8 protein-coding genes are annotated in these 14,283 nt (G+C 60.1%); 2 read left to right on the forward strand and 6 right to left on the reverse strand.

Annotated elements, in window-relative coordinates; all coding sequences use genetic code 11:
* Positions 1–7 precede the first annotated feature (7 nt).
* The 5 genes from ACQK2L_RS12090 to ACQK2L_RS12110 all read right to left on the reverse strand — a co-directional run bounded on the left by ACQK2L_RS12090 (position 8) and on the right by ACQK2L_RS12110 (position 10,005).
* Positions 8–3,043 carry a PSD1 and planctomycete cytochrome C domain-containing protein gene (locus ACQK2L_RS12090; RefSeq protein WP_425397227.1) on the reverse strand — a complete coding sequence of 1,012 codons (3,036 nt, stop codon included), beginning with the start codon at positions 3,041–3,043 and terminating at the stop codon, positions 8–10.
* Positions 3,044–3,459: 416 nt separating this feature from the next.
* Entirely contained in the window at positions 3,460–3,939 is a 480-nt protein-coding gene (locus tag ACQK2L_RS12095) for a hypothetical protein (protein WP_425397228.1), read from the reverse strand.
* 22 nt (positions 3,940–3,961) lie between these two features.
* Positions 3,962–5,005, reverse strand: coding sequence for a DUF1559 domain-containing protein (locus ACQK2L_RS12100; RefSeq protein WP_425397229.1), 1,044 nt, complete (start codon positions 5,003–5,005; stop codon positions 3,962–3,964).
* Between the two features lie 116 nt (positions 5,006–5,121).
* Positions 5,122–5,907, reverse strand: a complete 786-nt coding sequence (locus tag ACQK2L_RS12105) for a PEP-CTERM sorting domain-containing protein (RefSeq protein ID WP_425397230.1) — start codon at positions 5,905–5,907, stop codon at positions 5,122–5,124.
* Positions 5,908–5,991: 84 nt separating this feature from the next.
* Positions 5,992–10,005, reverse strand: coding sequence for a hypothetical protein (locus ACQK2L_RS12110; RefSeq protein WP_425397231.1), 4,014 nt, complete (start codon positions 10,003–10,005; stop codon positions 5,992–5,994).
* Between the two features lie 448 nt (positions 10,006–10,453).
* On the opposite strand from ACQK2L_RS12110, the gene ACQK2L_RS12115 reads away from it, so the two are divergent.
* Positions 10,454–11,008, forward strand: coding sequence for a sigma-70 family RNA polymerase sigma factor (locus ACQK2L_RS12115; protein WP_425397232.1), 555 nt, complete (start codon positions 10,454–10,456; stop codon positions 11,006–11,008).
* Positions 11,008–12,792, forward strand: a complete 1,785-nt coding sequence (locus ACQK2L_RS12120; protein ID WP_425397233.1) for a FecR domain-containing protein — start codon at positions 11,008–11,010, stop codon at positions 12,790–12,792. The genes ACQK2L_RS12115 and ACQK2L_RS12120 overlap by 1 nt, the downstream gene beginning before the upstream one ends.
* Positions 12,793–12,798: 6 nt before the next feature.
* On the opposite strand, the gene ACQK2L_RS12125 is transcribed toward ACQK2L_RS12120, so the two are convergent.
* Entirely contained in the window at positions 12,799–14,076 is a 1,278-nt protein-coding gene (locus tag ACQK2L_RS12125; RefSeq protein ID WP_425397234.1) for a lysophospholipid acyltransferase family protein, read from the reverse strand.
* Between the last annotated feature and the right edge of the window lie 207 nt (positions 14,077–14,283).

The following is a 14,283-nucleotide window of genomic DNA, read 5'->3' on the forward strand; positions in this document are numbered from 1 at the left end:
CTTCTCTTTAGTTTCGCGACGTTGTTTCGTACATGGCCATCAAGGCGCGGGTGACCTGAGTCCAGGCGGCCAGTTCCGCCGGGTCGATCGTCTCCGGCGAGGGCGCTGCGCCCACCGCGAGCAACTGCTTTGCTCGATCGGGATGCGCTTGGAATACTTTGAGTTGCTCGTCGAACAGCTCGGCCAGTAGGGCGACCTCTTCGTCTAGAGCCGCGCGGGACGTGGCTTGCTGTACCGCCCAGGCGATCTTCTCGGACTTCGAACCGGGTTGCTCGGAGGTATTCACGGCAAACACCTTGGCCGCTTCGACGTAGATCGGGTCGTTCAGCAGCACCAGCGCTTGTTGGGGAATATTCGATTTGGCTCGTCGAGCAGTGCACTCTTCGCGACTGGGTGCATCGAACGCTTGCAGCGAAGGGTGCAAGAATGTTCGGCACCAGAACGTGTACAAGCTGCGGCGATAAAGGTCGTCGCCGTTGCTTTGAATCCAGCGACGCGTGGGAAAGTTCAGATGCTGCCAGTAACCTTCGGGCTGATACGGTTTGACGCTCAGCCCGCCAATTCGCGAGTCGTCCAAGAGCCCACTGATGCTGAGCGCTGTGTCGCGAACGAACTCGGCATCGAGCCGCCAGCGGTTCTGACGCGCGAACCAGCGGTTCGTGGGATCGGCGGCAACTAGCTCCGCATCTGCCGCCGACGAACGTCGATACGTGTCGGAAGTGACCATCTGCCGTACCAGGCGTTTGATGTCCCATCCCGAATCGCGAAACTCCACGGCCAGCCAGTCGAGTAACTCGGGATGCGTGGGCGGCTGACCTTGCCCGCCCAAGTCGCCCACGTCAGGCGAGAGACCGCGGCCGAACAGCAACATCCACGCACGATTGACGAACGTGCGGGCGGTGAGTGGGTTCTCCGGTGCGACGACCCATTGCGCGAGATCGAGCCGATCGAGTCGTTCCTGCGACGGGGCACCGGTCGTAAGGAACTCCGGCGTGGCGGGTGACACGATGTCGCCCGAGTCGTCGAGCCAGTTGCCGCGGGGGAGGATCCGCATCATCCGCGGCGTGCTGAGCGATTCGGCGACCAGCGTGGTTTGGAACCGATCTTCGAGCGCCACTCGCTCCTTGATAAGCTTGTGGTAATCTTCACGCCACTTTTCGAGTTCAGGAGCGAACGTGCGATAGTAGTCCGCGAGCACTTGACGCTGACGCTCGGTACGCGCGGATGGTTCAGTCTCGACCGCTCGAACCACCTCCACTGGCACGGCGTCTGGCCCGTCCACGGGAGTGCCCGTCTCTTCCGACAGTCCGATACGGAAGCGACCGATGTGGTGCTGGCCAAAGATGGAGCGATGCACCATCGTAATCCGCAGCGTCTTGCCATCTTCTGGCAGTTCTAGAGGCTCTGCCAATTCGAAGGCCGCGGCAATGCGATCCACAGCCGGGCGGCCGGCCGTCGCCCAACCGGTTTTGGCATTGCCGTCGATGGCCTGGGCGATCGGGTAACCCGGTTGTTCAAACTCGGTGGTCGGATTCGCCAATCGAAGCTCTTGGCCATCGACCGAAAGTCGCACTTCCGTCAGGACGAAGTCGCGATGGTTGTTCGAAAGCCGCTTCTCGCCACGGAAGGAAGGATGCGTCAGCACTTCCAGACGCAGCATCCGCACCGTCCCGGCCGCCTTGATGTCGACTTCGTAGGTGGCTTCGTAGGGTCGTGCTCCGCCCATCAACAGCGAGTTGTCCGGCAGTTGCTCCATCTCAAGACGACTGTCGTTCGAGAACGCAACCAACTCGGGGCTGAGCCAAGCGAACTCGCTATCGCGAACGCGGCGACGGAAGTCTTCTTCCCACGCGTTTTGGGCTGCTTCCAGCGTTTCGCGTAGCTTGGGGTCGGATTGCAGCGTGTTCTCCAGGCTCGATGCTTGCAAACGCTGCTCAAGTTCCTCGAGCTGCTCTTCTTGCTCGGCGGTGGGCACCATTAGATTCGGGTCGCGGGACCCGATCGGTTGCTCGGCCACGTCGGCGAAGAATGCCGCCAGCGAATAGAAGTCGCGCTGGGTGAACGGGTCGTACTTGTGGTCGTGGCACTGGGCGCAGCCCATCGTAGATCCCAACCAAACTTCGCTAAAGCTGCGAACCCGGTCGGCGGCGTAGATCGCAATGTACTCCTTGGGTTGGGCGCCGCCTTCTTCGGTGGTCTGCAGCAATCGGTTGTAGCCCGTGGCGATCAGCTGCTCGCGCGTCGCCGACGGCAGCAGATCGCCTGCTAGTTGTTCGATGGTGAACTGGTCGTAGGGTTTGTTCTCGTTGAACGAATCGATGACGTAGTCGCGGTAGGCGGAAACTTCCATGTAGTTGTCGCTGTGGTAGCCAATCGTGTCGGCGTAGCGCACCAGGTCGAGCCAGTAGACGGCCATCCGCTCGCCGAACCGCGGATCGGCCAGCAATCGATCGACAAGCTTCTCGTAGGCGTCGGGGGATTTGTCGGCCAGAAACGCATTGACCTGCTCGGTCGTTGGAGGAACTCCCAGCAGATCGAAGTACAGCCGCCGAACGAGCGTGGTGCGATCGGCCTGAGGCGCCATTTGCGTGATGCCGTGCGATTCGGCCGCGGCTCGTACAAATGCGTCGATCTCGTTGGACGGCCGTGGCCCTGCGACTTCTGGTGGTGAAGGTCTATTCAATGGGCGATGCGACCAATGCTGCTGGTAACGCGCCCCCTGAGCAACCCACGCCCGAACCACTTCGATCTCGGCAGGCGTCATGGTCTTGTGCGAATAGGCCGGTGGCATGCGGTCGTTTTCGTCTTCCGACAGCATGCGCGTGAGGGCTTCGGAAGCCTTGGGATCGCCCGATACGATGGCCGCATAGCCGCCAAGGTCTTTGGTGGCGCCGTCCGCGGTGTCGAGACGCAGGTCGGCCTCGCGGGAGTTTGGATCCGGGCCGTGGCAAGCGAAGCACTTGTCGGACAGGATGGGGCGCACGTCCATCGCGTACGAAACCGTCTCCTGCTCATCGGCACTTGCCGAGCGAGCAGCTGCCATAAGCAGCAGAAGTGAACCGACGACGCAGAAGCGGGGAGCAAAACGGCGCAGAGACTCGTTTCGATAAAGCTTGAACAAACTCACGATTGCCTACTGACTCAATCTTGATTCAAGGAACGGAAATCGGCCGAAGCATGCAATATACAGTATTCTAAACGTGGCCAGGCATCCAGTTGGATTGGGGGACCACAACGGTCGCAAATTCGTACTGGTGTTGTCGATATTCAAGTCCTCCGACAACGTTTTTTCGGAGTTGGCCAACGCCATTGCAAATCGCGGCGCACGGGGCGGAGCGACGTTCATCGAGGGACTCAACAACACACGTAGCCAATCATGCGATCGGTGTAGTTCCAGCAGCGTAAGGCGAAGGCAATCGGCGGTCGAGATTGCACGGAGTGCAGTCATGTTCTGGCGGTTCAATCGCTTTCCACGGCGATCGACATCTCGCAGATGTGCTGTTTGGGGTCGACGGTCACTTCGATGCCACTGGTGGTGGGATCGCGAAATCGCTGCGGCACAAACGACACACCCTGCGGCTTGCGTTCCGTGGGACGCACTTTCCAGGAGTTGACTTGCACCTGATAAGTGCCGGGAAGCAATCCGTCGTCCGGTTTGAAGGTGGTAACGGTGAATCGGCCTCGTTCATCGAACTCGGCGGTGCCCGGCCGTTTTGGAAAGCCCTCGGCTGCCTGGATGGGCAGGAAGTAAAGCTCGCCGCCGGTGGGCCATTCGGCCGTACCATCGAAGGTAATCGACCCATCCACGGGCACCGTCTTCGGACCACGAGTGCCACAACCAGCGAGCATCGCGGCCATCAGCATCATCAGGCACCACTGCAATCTTCGCCAGCGATGTTGCATCTTCTCACCACGCACTGCAAGTTCGAATGGATTCACCTGGTCCACCAAATGGGAAAGATTATGGCTTGCCGACCGGCTCGCCACCGGATCGAGAGGAGATCGCCTTGTAGACGTCGATATCAATCGCATCGGTGATGAAGTGCACCGAGCCGTCGCACATGGAGAAGTTTGCCCCGCCCGGATGTCGGCTGCGAAACGAGATGCAGTTTTCACTGAAGTAGTACCACTCGTATTCTCGCTCTTCCAACACTTGGTTCAAGTGGTTCAAGGGAATTCCGGTGATGCCCCAGGCCTGGAAGCCCATATCTTGCCAGGGGCAGACCGAAGCGATGATCTCGCCGACCATGAACGTGTTGGAGGTCCCGTCCGACACCTGGCGGAACGCAGCGCTCCAGCCCGAACGACTGAACACGCCGCGAACGTCGCGGGCAGTGAGGGCGTTGTCGGGAGAGCAGTTGCCCCATACCCACTGCCCCCAAGGCGGGTTGTGGCCGATGTGTGGCTTGTCGCCGGTGTTGTGGTCGCCAACGTTGCACCCGTAGCTGCCTTGGGTTAGCTCGATGCCGTTGCTCGGGTACCAGGCGTCGAATTGATCGCGCGAGGCCTCGTCGGCGCTAATCTTCATCGTTCCTGCGGTAGCGTCCGTTGGGCACTGCGCGGTGGGAAGCGGCATTTGAATCAAGCTGCGGTTCGACGCGCCCGTCCTATTGCCCCGCCGATCTTCCTCACCACTGTTGCCGGTTGCGTCCAGTCCACTCTTGTTGAGATCCATCAGGTCGAAGCGGGACTGCTCTTCGATGTAAGGCAGGATGTACACAATCCAGCTGCGATGCTCTTCCTCGGCCGGTCCTTTGGTGTTCGGGCCGCCGCTCTGCGTGCAGGTCCACGACTTTTGTACCGGCAACGAACCATGCACGTCGTGATAGTTGATCAGCCCCAGCGACAACTGCTTGACGTTGTTGGTGCACTGAGCCCTGCGCGCCGCTTCGCGGGCGGCTTGCACCGCGGGCAGCAGCAGGCCAACGAGGATGCCGATGATGGCGATGACGACCAACAGTTCGACCAGAGTAAAACCACAGGTCCTCCTACGCGTACCACGCATAGCTAGCTCCTTTCGCATCATTTCCCCTTCGCACGAACCACGTTGGTCGCTTTTGTTTTGTAGACGAGGGAGCGGCCCCCTGGCCACTCCCTCGTCGGTGGGTTGCCTACGGTTCTCTAGTTCCGGCCCTTTCGCCAAGCGAGGATTCCGCCGAGGCCCACCAGGCACAGCAGTACCGAGCCGGGCTCGGGAACTTGCGTGATGACGATCTGAAGCCCGGTGTTGTCGCCATTGGCGTCGATCTTCGAATCGATGTGAAAGTAGAGCGTCTCGCCGGTGTTGACAGCGATCCCGTTGACATCAATGAAGGTGTGGTTGGTGGTTTCGTCCAGCCCGTTGCCAATGTCCTCACCCCACGACGGCACGTCGTAGGTCTGCAGCAACGTGCCTGCGTTGTTGTAGATGCTCAACAGCACCCCGTCGGTGGGGCCCGCATCGGTAGAGATGTTGTGAATCCAACCATCGACGTCGACGACTCCGGAAACGCCAGAAGTCCAGCTCATCCACAATTCGTCGCCTGCCAGTCCTTCGTATCCGGGATGAATGGCCAGTTCGTCGGAGGCTGCATCCGGCTGCACGGTGAACGCGCCGGCAGAAGTCACGATCGGCAGCAGCAGGCCCGAGTTCACGCCGCGGTACTGGGTGGCTTGGAGAATACCGAGTCCTGCCGAGGCATAGGACAGTGGTGTCAGCGATCCGGTGGCAGTGCCAAAATCTTCCGCGTCTGCATAGGAGTAAGCCCAAGTGCCGTTCCCCTCGGTGTCCGCAATGCCAGTCGCGGGATCCATGTCCGCGGGTGCGTGAGCATCGTAATCGGCCTGCAGATTGGCAACGACCGTTGCGCCGTAAGCCGGTACGCAAACAACAACCACAGCAACAATAAACCCAACTACAGCCTTCATTAGTACTACCTCCCAGAATTAGTAAACGCCCGTCAAAGGAAAAGAAACAAAGTGCCTAGCGTCTCGGTTCAGAAAACTGTCGATTCAACACTCGGTATGGCGCGTCCTGGCAATGACCAGGGCGGCTGCAGTGGTGGCCAGGAGTAACACGGTCGCCGGCTCGGGTACGGCGCTGCTGCCAAGCGACGCAAACGAGCCAGGACCGTTGAAGTCGTCGTAAGCAACGGCAAACAGTTTGGCGTCCAATAGATTGATCGCGCCGTCCTGATTGATGTCGCCCATTTGATATTTCTCGGCCAGCGACAGATTGCTGACGTCGGAGCTAAAGCCGCTCTGCAGGATGGCCCAGTCGGCCGGATCGACGCCGTTGGCGAAGTCGAAGTCGCCGACCAGGGCTGCGCTGCCAGTGAACTCAACGGCGACCTCCACCAGTTCCGAGTCGCCCAACTCGTTCTCAACGAGCAGCTGCATCGTCAAGTCTTCCGTGGGATTTCGAATCCAGGCATTGCCCAGGTCGATGGAGTCGCCATTGGCGAACAGCGCCCCTTCACCTCCAATGTCCTGACCCTCCGACAGGTTGTCGCGGTCGGCGGGGTTGGTGAATTCGGTCCAGCTGGAAGTGCCATCCACTTCGCCACCGTTGTTGCTGTCGTAGTTCTCGGCCACCGACAGCCACGTGGATGGATCGAGAGCGCCGACGTCGTCCGAACGAACACTGTAAGTGGTTAACTGGTATTCATTGACCGTGTTATTCGACAAGACCATGCCTCCCGTCGAACGATCGACGGTAAGTTTCATGTCGAAGTCTGTCGCTCGGGTGAGCTGCATTCCGGAGATGTCGGCTTCGCCCGTTGCATTGTCGGGAGTGGTGAACTCCGCGATGAACGAACCGGTCGCGTCGGCTGTAAAGGAGAACAGCGGAGAGTCGTAAAGTTGCGTAAAGCTGGGCACGACCGTGGGCGTGTTGTTTGCCAGGCTGCCATCACCGTCGGTATCGAGCGTCATTCGTACGTCGCGGCCGAGCGCTGGACCGGTGTCGAAACGCACCGTGTAGAGCTCGCCCGGCATCAACCCGGTGATCGTCATCATTTGGGCCCCGGTCTGGAACCCAATGTCACCGCCGCTGGGCAGCACAGCGAAGTAGTCGCCCGAGAGAAAGTCCTGGCCTGCCGCGCCGTTCCAGCCGCCGACCATCCCGTTAAGTGTCACAGTGACGCTCGATGCGGCTCCGGTGCTATCCACCAGATTCAACGAAGGGTTGTTGGAGAGTGCAATTTGCTGGCCCGTTCCTTCGTCGATGTTCAGCGACTCTACTTCAAAGTGGTTGAACACACCGTACTGAGGGTCGGGGCCATAGGGATGCGCCAGGCCGTCTTGCCCGAAGGTAGTTCCCCCTGCATTGCCCTGGAAATCGACGTTCCACAGGTCAATCGCCAGAGCGTTGTCGACAGCGGCGACGCAGAGAACCGCTGCCAGCAGCGCGACGACGAGCCTCTTGCATCGGCTCACGGATAGCACCGCGGCCAGGGCCACAACGGCAATCGCGGCCGTGCCCGGTTCGGGAACTTGTTGACCGCTGAGAAGTTGACCAAGGCTTGCCAGCGATCCGGCGTTCACGTGGTTGTCGCGAATTACGGCCCAGTCCTGGATACCGATCAGTCCGTCGTAGTTGAAGTCGCCCTCCAGTCGGGTGTCGAGATCGCCCACTTGTGCGCCGTTGACCATGTTGCGATTATTCCAGTTGCTAAGGAAGATGTTCACATCGGCATCGGTAACCTGTCCGTCGCCGTTCAGGTCGCCAGTCGAGTAGCCCCCATCGGCCAGGAAGCCGGCGATGTATTCGTTGTCGGTTTCCGGGTCGAAAGTGCCGTAGTCCATGGCGGTGTTCTCGCCGGCGACGTAGAGTTCGATGTCGTCGAGTGTGCCGGTAAACGGTTGTGCGCCGTCCAACGCCAGGCTTGCACCAACGGTGATGTCGTACGATGCCTCCGCTACGGCGAACAGCGAGTAGGTCAGCCCCTGCGACGAAGCCAACACGGCTTGTCCATCGACGTACAGCACGCCCAGCGTGTTGCCGAACGAATGTTGTTGCACATGAGTCCAAGTGTTGAAGGCGACCGCTTCGGACGACTCGAAGGTGTACGCGGTGGTCGCAAACGATGCCGAACCCCAGGTCATCGCCCAGGTGTCGTCGTCGGTGATGTGGATGCCGAACTGGTACGTGTCGTTGATAATGTCTTGCCGCTGCGCGGTGCCCGATGCGGTGGGCATTACCCACGCTTGGATTCCACGCTCGGAAATGCCGGTGTAGTCGGCATTCGGGTTCGGGGGCGAGGCCGCACCTGGATAGCCCAGCCCAGGTATGCCGTCCAATTGCAGGCCGAACAAGTAATCGTCCGTTCCGTCGAACTCAATGCCAAGTTGAGAGGCCCCAGCGTAGGGACGTCCGCTGACGTCGACATAACGCGGGTCGCCCGCGGGGCTGATGTCCTGAAAGTCGCCGGCGCCTTGGGTGCCGGTGGTGTCGAAGGTATCCTCGGTCAGCGTGGTGTTGACCATGGCACCTTCGGCCGAGTCGTCACCCAGCTGGTAGTCGCGATCGAGCGTGCGCGCGGCGTTTGCCACTCCACCGAGCAGCACGAGCGCCGCGGTTACGCCGATGGTTCGCACGAGGTGTCGGCTCGTGCCGCGGCCCGATAGTTGCCACGCAATAGCCGCCAGCGGCAGCAGTATCAGCAGCGTGGAGGGCTCGGGCACTTGGGACGAACCGAGGCTTGCGGCTGCCGACTGGCCAAAGTTGCTTTTCCAGACGTCGTAGTCTTGTTGGTCCACGATGCCGGGCGTGGCGCCTTCGTTGGGCAGCGACGAGCCACCCAAGTTGTTTCGCCACACGGTGTAGTCGGCCAGATTGACGACACCATCGTTGTTGTAGTCGCCGACAACGCCTGGGTTGGAGACGTATTCCACTTCGCCCAGCACGACATTGCCGATGCCGTCGATCGATACGGAGAGTTGCAGGTCCTGGGTTCCTCCCGGTGTGAAGATGTTGCCCAGGGAGATTTCGCTGGTGCCGCCCAGGCCAAACACGTCGCTACCGTCGTGACGGAACTCGCCCACTTGATTGGCCGAGCCACTGCCCAGTGGGTCCCAGCCCACCAGGTCGCTGTCCGAGCCGTTGCCGAAGTCGGGTACGCGGTCGGCCAGGCTGCTCCAGCCTCCGGGTGCCAATTGTCCCGAAGGACTGCTGACCGAGTAACCATTGAGGCTGAACGCCACATTGTCGGGACCAACGAGAGTTGCCAATCCTGAGTTCGTGTCGACACGCAGCTTCATCACATCGGTGGGGTCGGCCACGATCTGTAGACCCAAGTTGGTAGCGTCGGCGTTGGGGATCGGGTTGCCCGAGAAGCCACTGTCGAGCAACATCCAGATGCTATCGCCGGGCGACATGTTTTGTGCCCCGACAGATACGATGCCGGTGCCGTTGCCCCCAGTCACGGCGGTTGTGTCAACGATTGTGCTGGTGTTACCACCGATGATCTGAATGATGCGGTGGTCGGTGTGGGCGATCCCGTCGGCGCCAGCTTGAACCTGGTAGTTGAGCGTTACATTCTGCAAGCCCGCTGTCGCTTCGTACTTGATGGCCAAGATGGGATTGCCCTGTACGCCTGGGTCGCCTGGATGCACTTGCAGGACACCTGGAGTGAGCGCCGGAACAAACTGAGGCAGGAAGACCAAACCGGAACTGACCACGGGAAAGTTGCCCAGCCCGTTACCCGGGGCGAACAGGTTGTTCGTTCCAACAAAGCCAGGAGCACCATTGCTGGCGGTGCCACCCACCGCGTTGACGAACGTCAGCAGCAGCTCGTCGCCGTCGATCACTCCATCGTCGTCCGAGTAGTAATTCCACGCGCCGGTTACCGTGCCCGAGAGTCCAGAGGTGCCGCCGAACATTCCTGCGTCTTCGGTTGTGTTGCCCACGGCGGTGGCGTTCTGATAGTCGTCGGCCAGATCGGCCACGACGATGGCCTCGGCGGGAGACCCAATGGCTAGCAAAGCTAATAGGGTAAGAAGTAGCCAAGCTTGTACAGACTTCATTCGTCACCTTCCAATGTATTAAGTCAACCAGTGGAGTCTCTTCTGCTGCTCACGGCGCCTGCCGTTGCTGCCAACTCTGTGTGCGATTGGCGAGGCCCCCCGACGTCCGGATGGAACTGCCCCCTGTTCCAACCGAATGCGCTGAATGCGGTCGGGCCCCTCAGGCTGCGCGGTCGTTGCGTGCGCGCAAGACGTTGCAATGTCACAGCCCTGATACCCCCGCGATGTGGCGAGATACATCGAAGAAGTGTCGATTCAGACAAAGAAAGATGGTCAAATAGTCGGGGCCATCTTTTTGCGAACTTTTCCAGCTTTTTCGCGTGTAGGTTTCAGTGGTTCGGGGGTTACCGTTGCGGGGGCGCGCTGCGTTGCTGCGGACTCGAGGCTTAGAGGGCGAAGCGGATGTAACTTCTCAGACCAATCAGTAACTCGCAGTATCTCGATCTACATGAAAATCGATTCTCCCGACGATCTCAGTGACCAACACGATCGCCGCGTGTTTGCGGAACTGCTGGCGCAGTATCAGAATCGGCTGTACGGCTACATCTACGCGCTCGTGCAGCACTGGGAAGACACCGACGACATCTTCCAGCAGGCCGTGCTGGCGATGTGGAAAAAGTTCGGGCAATTCGAGCAGGGAAGCAATTTTGCCGCCTGGGCGATTCGTGTCGCCCACCTGGAAGTGCTAAAATATAGGCGAAATCAGCAACGTAGCCGCATTTACTTCTGCGAATCGCTCGTCGAAAAGCTATACACAGATCAGGCGACCGCCATCTCCAATAATCACGACGACATGCGTTTCGCGGCACTGCAGCGTTGTATCGGGAAGCTCCAAACGCGCGATCGGGAACTCATCGAACACAACTACATGCAGGATCGCAAAGTATCGGAAATCGCTGCGATGCTTGGGCGTTCGTCACAAAGCGTGTGCAATTCATTGCGTCGAATTCGCGCAGCTTTGCTACGATGTGTGGATTCGTCGCTGGCGACTGAGGAAGTGTGATGTGTGACCGCCCCCCACAAGACGACCGCCTCTGGCAGCTCATCGAAGGTGCCTGCAGTGGTACGTTGTCGCCGTCGCAGCAGAAGGACTTCGCCGACCGCCTGGACGCCGATCCCATCGCGCGACAGCTTTATCTTGATTATTGTGAGTTGCATTCGGGCATGCGGTTCATGGTTCATTCGGACTTGAACGCGCGGCAAGCTTTGGAGCGGATCGACGAAATGCTGGAAGAGCAGTCGCAGCAAACGTCGTCCAAGCGACTACGGCCATTGGCCAGTGCCTGGTCGAAGCGCGCCTGGCCACAGCGGGCCATGCGGCGCGCGGCGCCGCTCTTGGCGGCCTGCCTGGTTGGTGTGTTGGCCACTCTGTGGTGGACGAGCCTGCGCGAGGGACTAAACTCCGCCGAACTATCCGCTAGTGGTGAGGACCCTTCTGCCGCTATGCCGATGCGCCGTACCGTGGTCGCCGCTACGCTGACCGGGATGGTCGACTGCACTTGGTGGAGCGGCATGGAGACTCCCACTTTTGGAGAACATCTGGAGCCGGGGCGGTTGTTGCGTCTGAACTCCGGGTTTGCGCAGCTCACCTTCGAAGACGGTGCCAAGGTTGTGTTGCAAGGTCCAGCGTCGCTTGTTGTGCGGTCGTCCAACGAGGCCACCATGGGCATTGGCAAGCTCACTGCGTTGGTACCAGTGCGGGCGCGTGGGTTCACGGTCGATACTCCCACCGCCGAAGTGGTCGACTTGGGAACGGAGTTTGGCTTGCAGGTGGGCCGTAGCGGTCAGACCGAAGTTCATGTGTTCAAAGGCGAAGTGGTTTCTCGGGCGTTGGGCATCAATGGAGAGAAGGCCGATCACCTCGTTCAACTCACCGAGCAGCAAGGCGTGGTGTTCGACCGCGAGGGTCTCGAACCCTTAAGCATCGCGGCGCAGCCCGACAAGTTTGTTCGCGAGATTTCGCCTCGCCTGGCCAGTGCGGACCTACCCGCCTTGCCGGAGACGAAGGATCTTGCTCTCTGGCTGGCGGCGGACGTGCTGGTGAGTACCGATGCGGAGAAAGGTGTCTTGTCATGGCAGGACATTCTGGTGGGAGACAATCAGTTTGCCGAGGACGCCTTGCAGCAGGAAAGTTGGCGACGCCCTCAGTTCGTGGAGGAGGGGATCGGTGGGCGACCGACGATTCGATTCGACGGCAAGTCCGACTTCCTGGTCACCACGCCACTGGCGTCGACCGACGATCAAACGTTGTTCATCGTGTTTCAGCGCGGCGCCGAGCCGGAGAATCCGTTCCCCGATCCGGACGAACCAATGAGTGCAGCGCGGCAACTGATCAACTACGACGGCCCGCCTCATACACTGATTCCTAATCGCAAGCGCATCATGATGATTGGCGATCGCCTCGAGCCGGGCGTCTATTGGGGGCGCGTCTACGCTCAGCATCTGGGGCCGAGGTTCCCGGTCCGGATGGGTTCGGTCGAGTGCCAACGCAAGGTCGAAGTGGGCGAGCCGGCGATCATCACTTATTCCTACCATCCTTCCTCGAACACCGCACGCATGTACCTCGACGGCCAGTTGCAAGGCGAAGCAACCGCGCCGGGTGGTCAGGCGATTGTCTCGCGGAAGATGCTCGGCAGGGTGCCACTGGTCGAGGCTTACTTCGAAGGCGATATGTCCGAAGTCATCATCTACAACGGCGCGCTCGGCCAGAAGCAGATCGACGCGGTGGTGCAGTACCTGGCCGAAAAGTATTCCATCGATACCCAGTTGGATGGTGAAACGCTATAGCTGTTATTACGTCATAGGCGTCTCCCGCTCGCGGCCGATTTCCGCCAGTAGCTCGCGGACTTGCGATTCGATTTCCGCACAGACGTTCGTTACCGTGGTGCGGCGATCGGCCTCGTAGCTCTCCCAGCGATCCGCCAGATCCACCGGCTCGCCAACGCGAATGATCGCCTTGCGTGGCCCCCAAGTGCGGCGGTTGTTCAGCACTTCGTGCTCCAAGAGCCCCAAGATGTCCATGAATCGCTCCACGGTCAGCGCTTCGCTGACGTAGCCATCGTACACCGCGACGAACTTCAGCAGCCGCCACAGTTCGTCGTAGGTCGCACGTGCCATGCGTGCCCTTTCGGTTTGCAGTTGCTGTTCGTACGCCGAGGTGGGGGGATCGTCTTGCACGATGCGATCCACGGTGTTGAACAGCGTACGAATCCGATCGAGCGGCATCTGTTTCATCGGAGGCTTGATGTCGAACTGGTGTTCCAGCTTCTCGATGGTGCGCTGTTTAATGGCTTGAATACGCTGGTCCATCGTGCTGTCGGCCGGAGGCTTCACGCCGCGCGCTGTTTCGTTGGCCGCCAGCACCGCCTCGCACACGCGCCGCAGTCGGGCGTGGAGGTCCGCTGGGCGATCGTTGTCGGCAAATGTCAAGCACTCTTCCACCCGAGCCAGCGACTCATTCATCTCTTGCGTCATGTCGCGTAGGTAGACGTACTTGATGGCCATCGGCACGCAGTACAGCGACGCTGTCGAGTCGTCATTCCTCGCGTCGTCCAGGCCTTTGAATGCCAACTGGAACACGCCCTGCTGGAACGGCACCAACATGGCGTTCTGCCCGATGGCCTCGCCTTCAGGAAAGATTACCAGCCACCGCTTTCCGGCGGCGAGTATCTTGCGCGTCATGCTGAACGACGAGCGGTCGACCGTGCCCCGCAGGATCGAGTAACAACCGAGCCGGGGCATGATCCAACGATTCACGGCCGATTGCTCGAATACCTCCAGCGCCGCGACATAGTGAAAATAGTCGCCCAGCATCGCGGACAAGCACATCAACACGTGCGGTTCCCATCCACCGGAATGACTCGGCGTCAGCAGGCACCGGCGGCCTTGCAGCGCGCGCAGCTTCGCGAGGTCGTCGTCCGAAATCTCCACGTCTGTCACGTGCAGCTTGCGACGCATGCTGCGACGAATCGTACGCTGCACCAGTGAGATGATCAGCGAGTTCGGCTTCGGAGCATAAAACGAGTGCGGCTTGGGCCGCGCGTGCGGGTCGGGCGTTTTGGAGGTATCCATCCTGGCGATGAGTCGAGGGCTGGCGGCTGAGGTCGCGCGGGTCGGGGTGGAGTTTTGTCGCAGGCAGGGGTTTTGTCGCAGTTTTGTCGCAAAACGATTCACTGCGACAAAACTCACCCTCCGCGACACCGGTCGAAGTGCGTTTGGGTCTGTATTTTACGAGGAGTTTTCATTTCAGGGCCGTTCGGGCGGAGGGAGTTTTGGCGC

The sequence above is a fragment of the Aeoliella sp. genome (assembly GCF_965227375.1).
Lineage (GTDB): Bacteria > Planctomycetota > Planctomycetia > Pirellulales > Lacipirellulaceae > Aeoliella.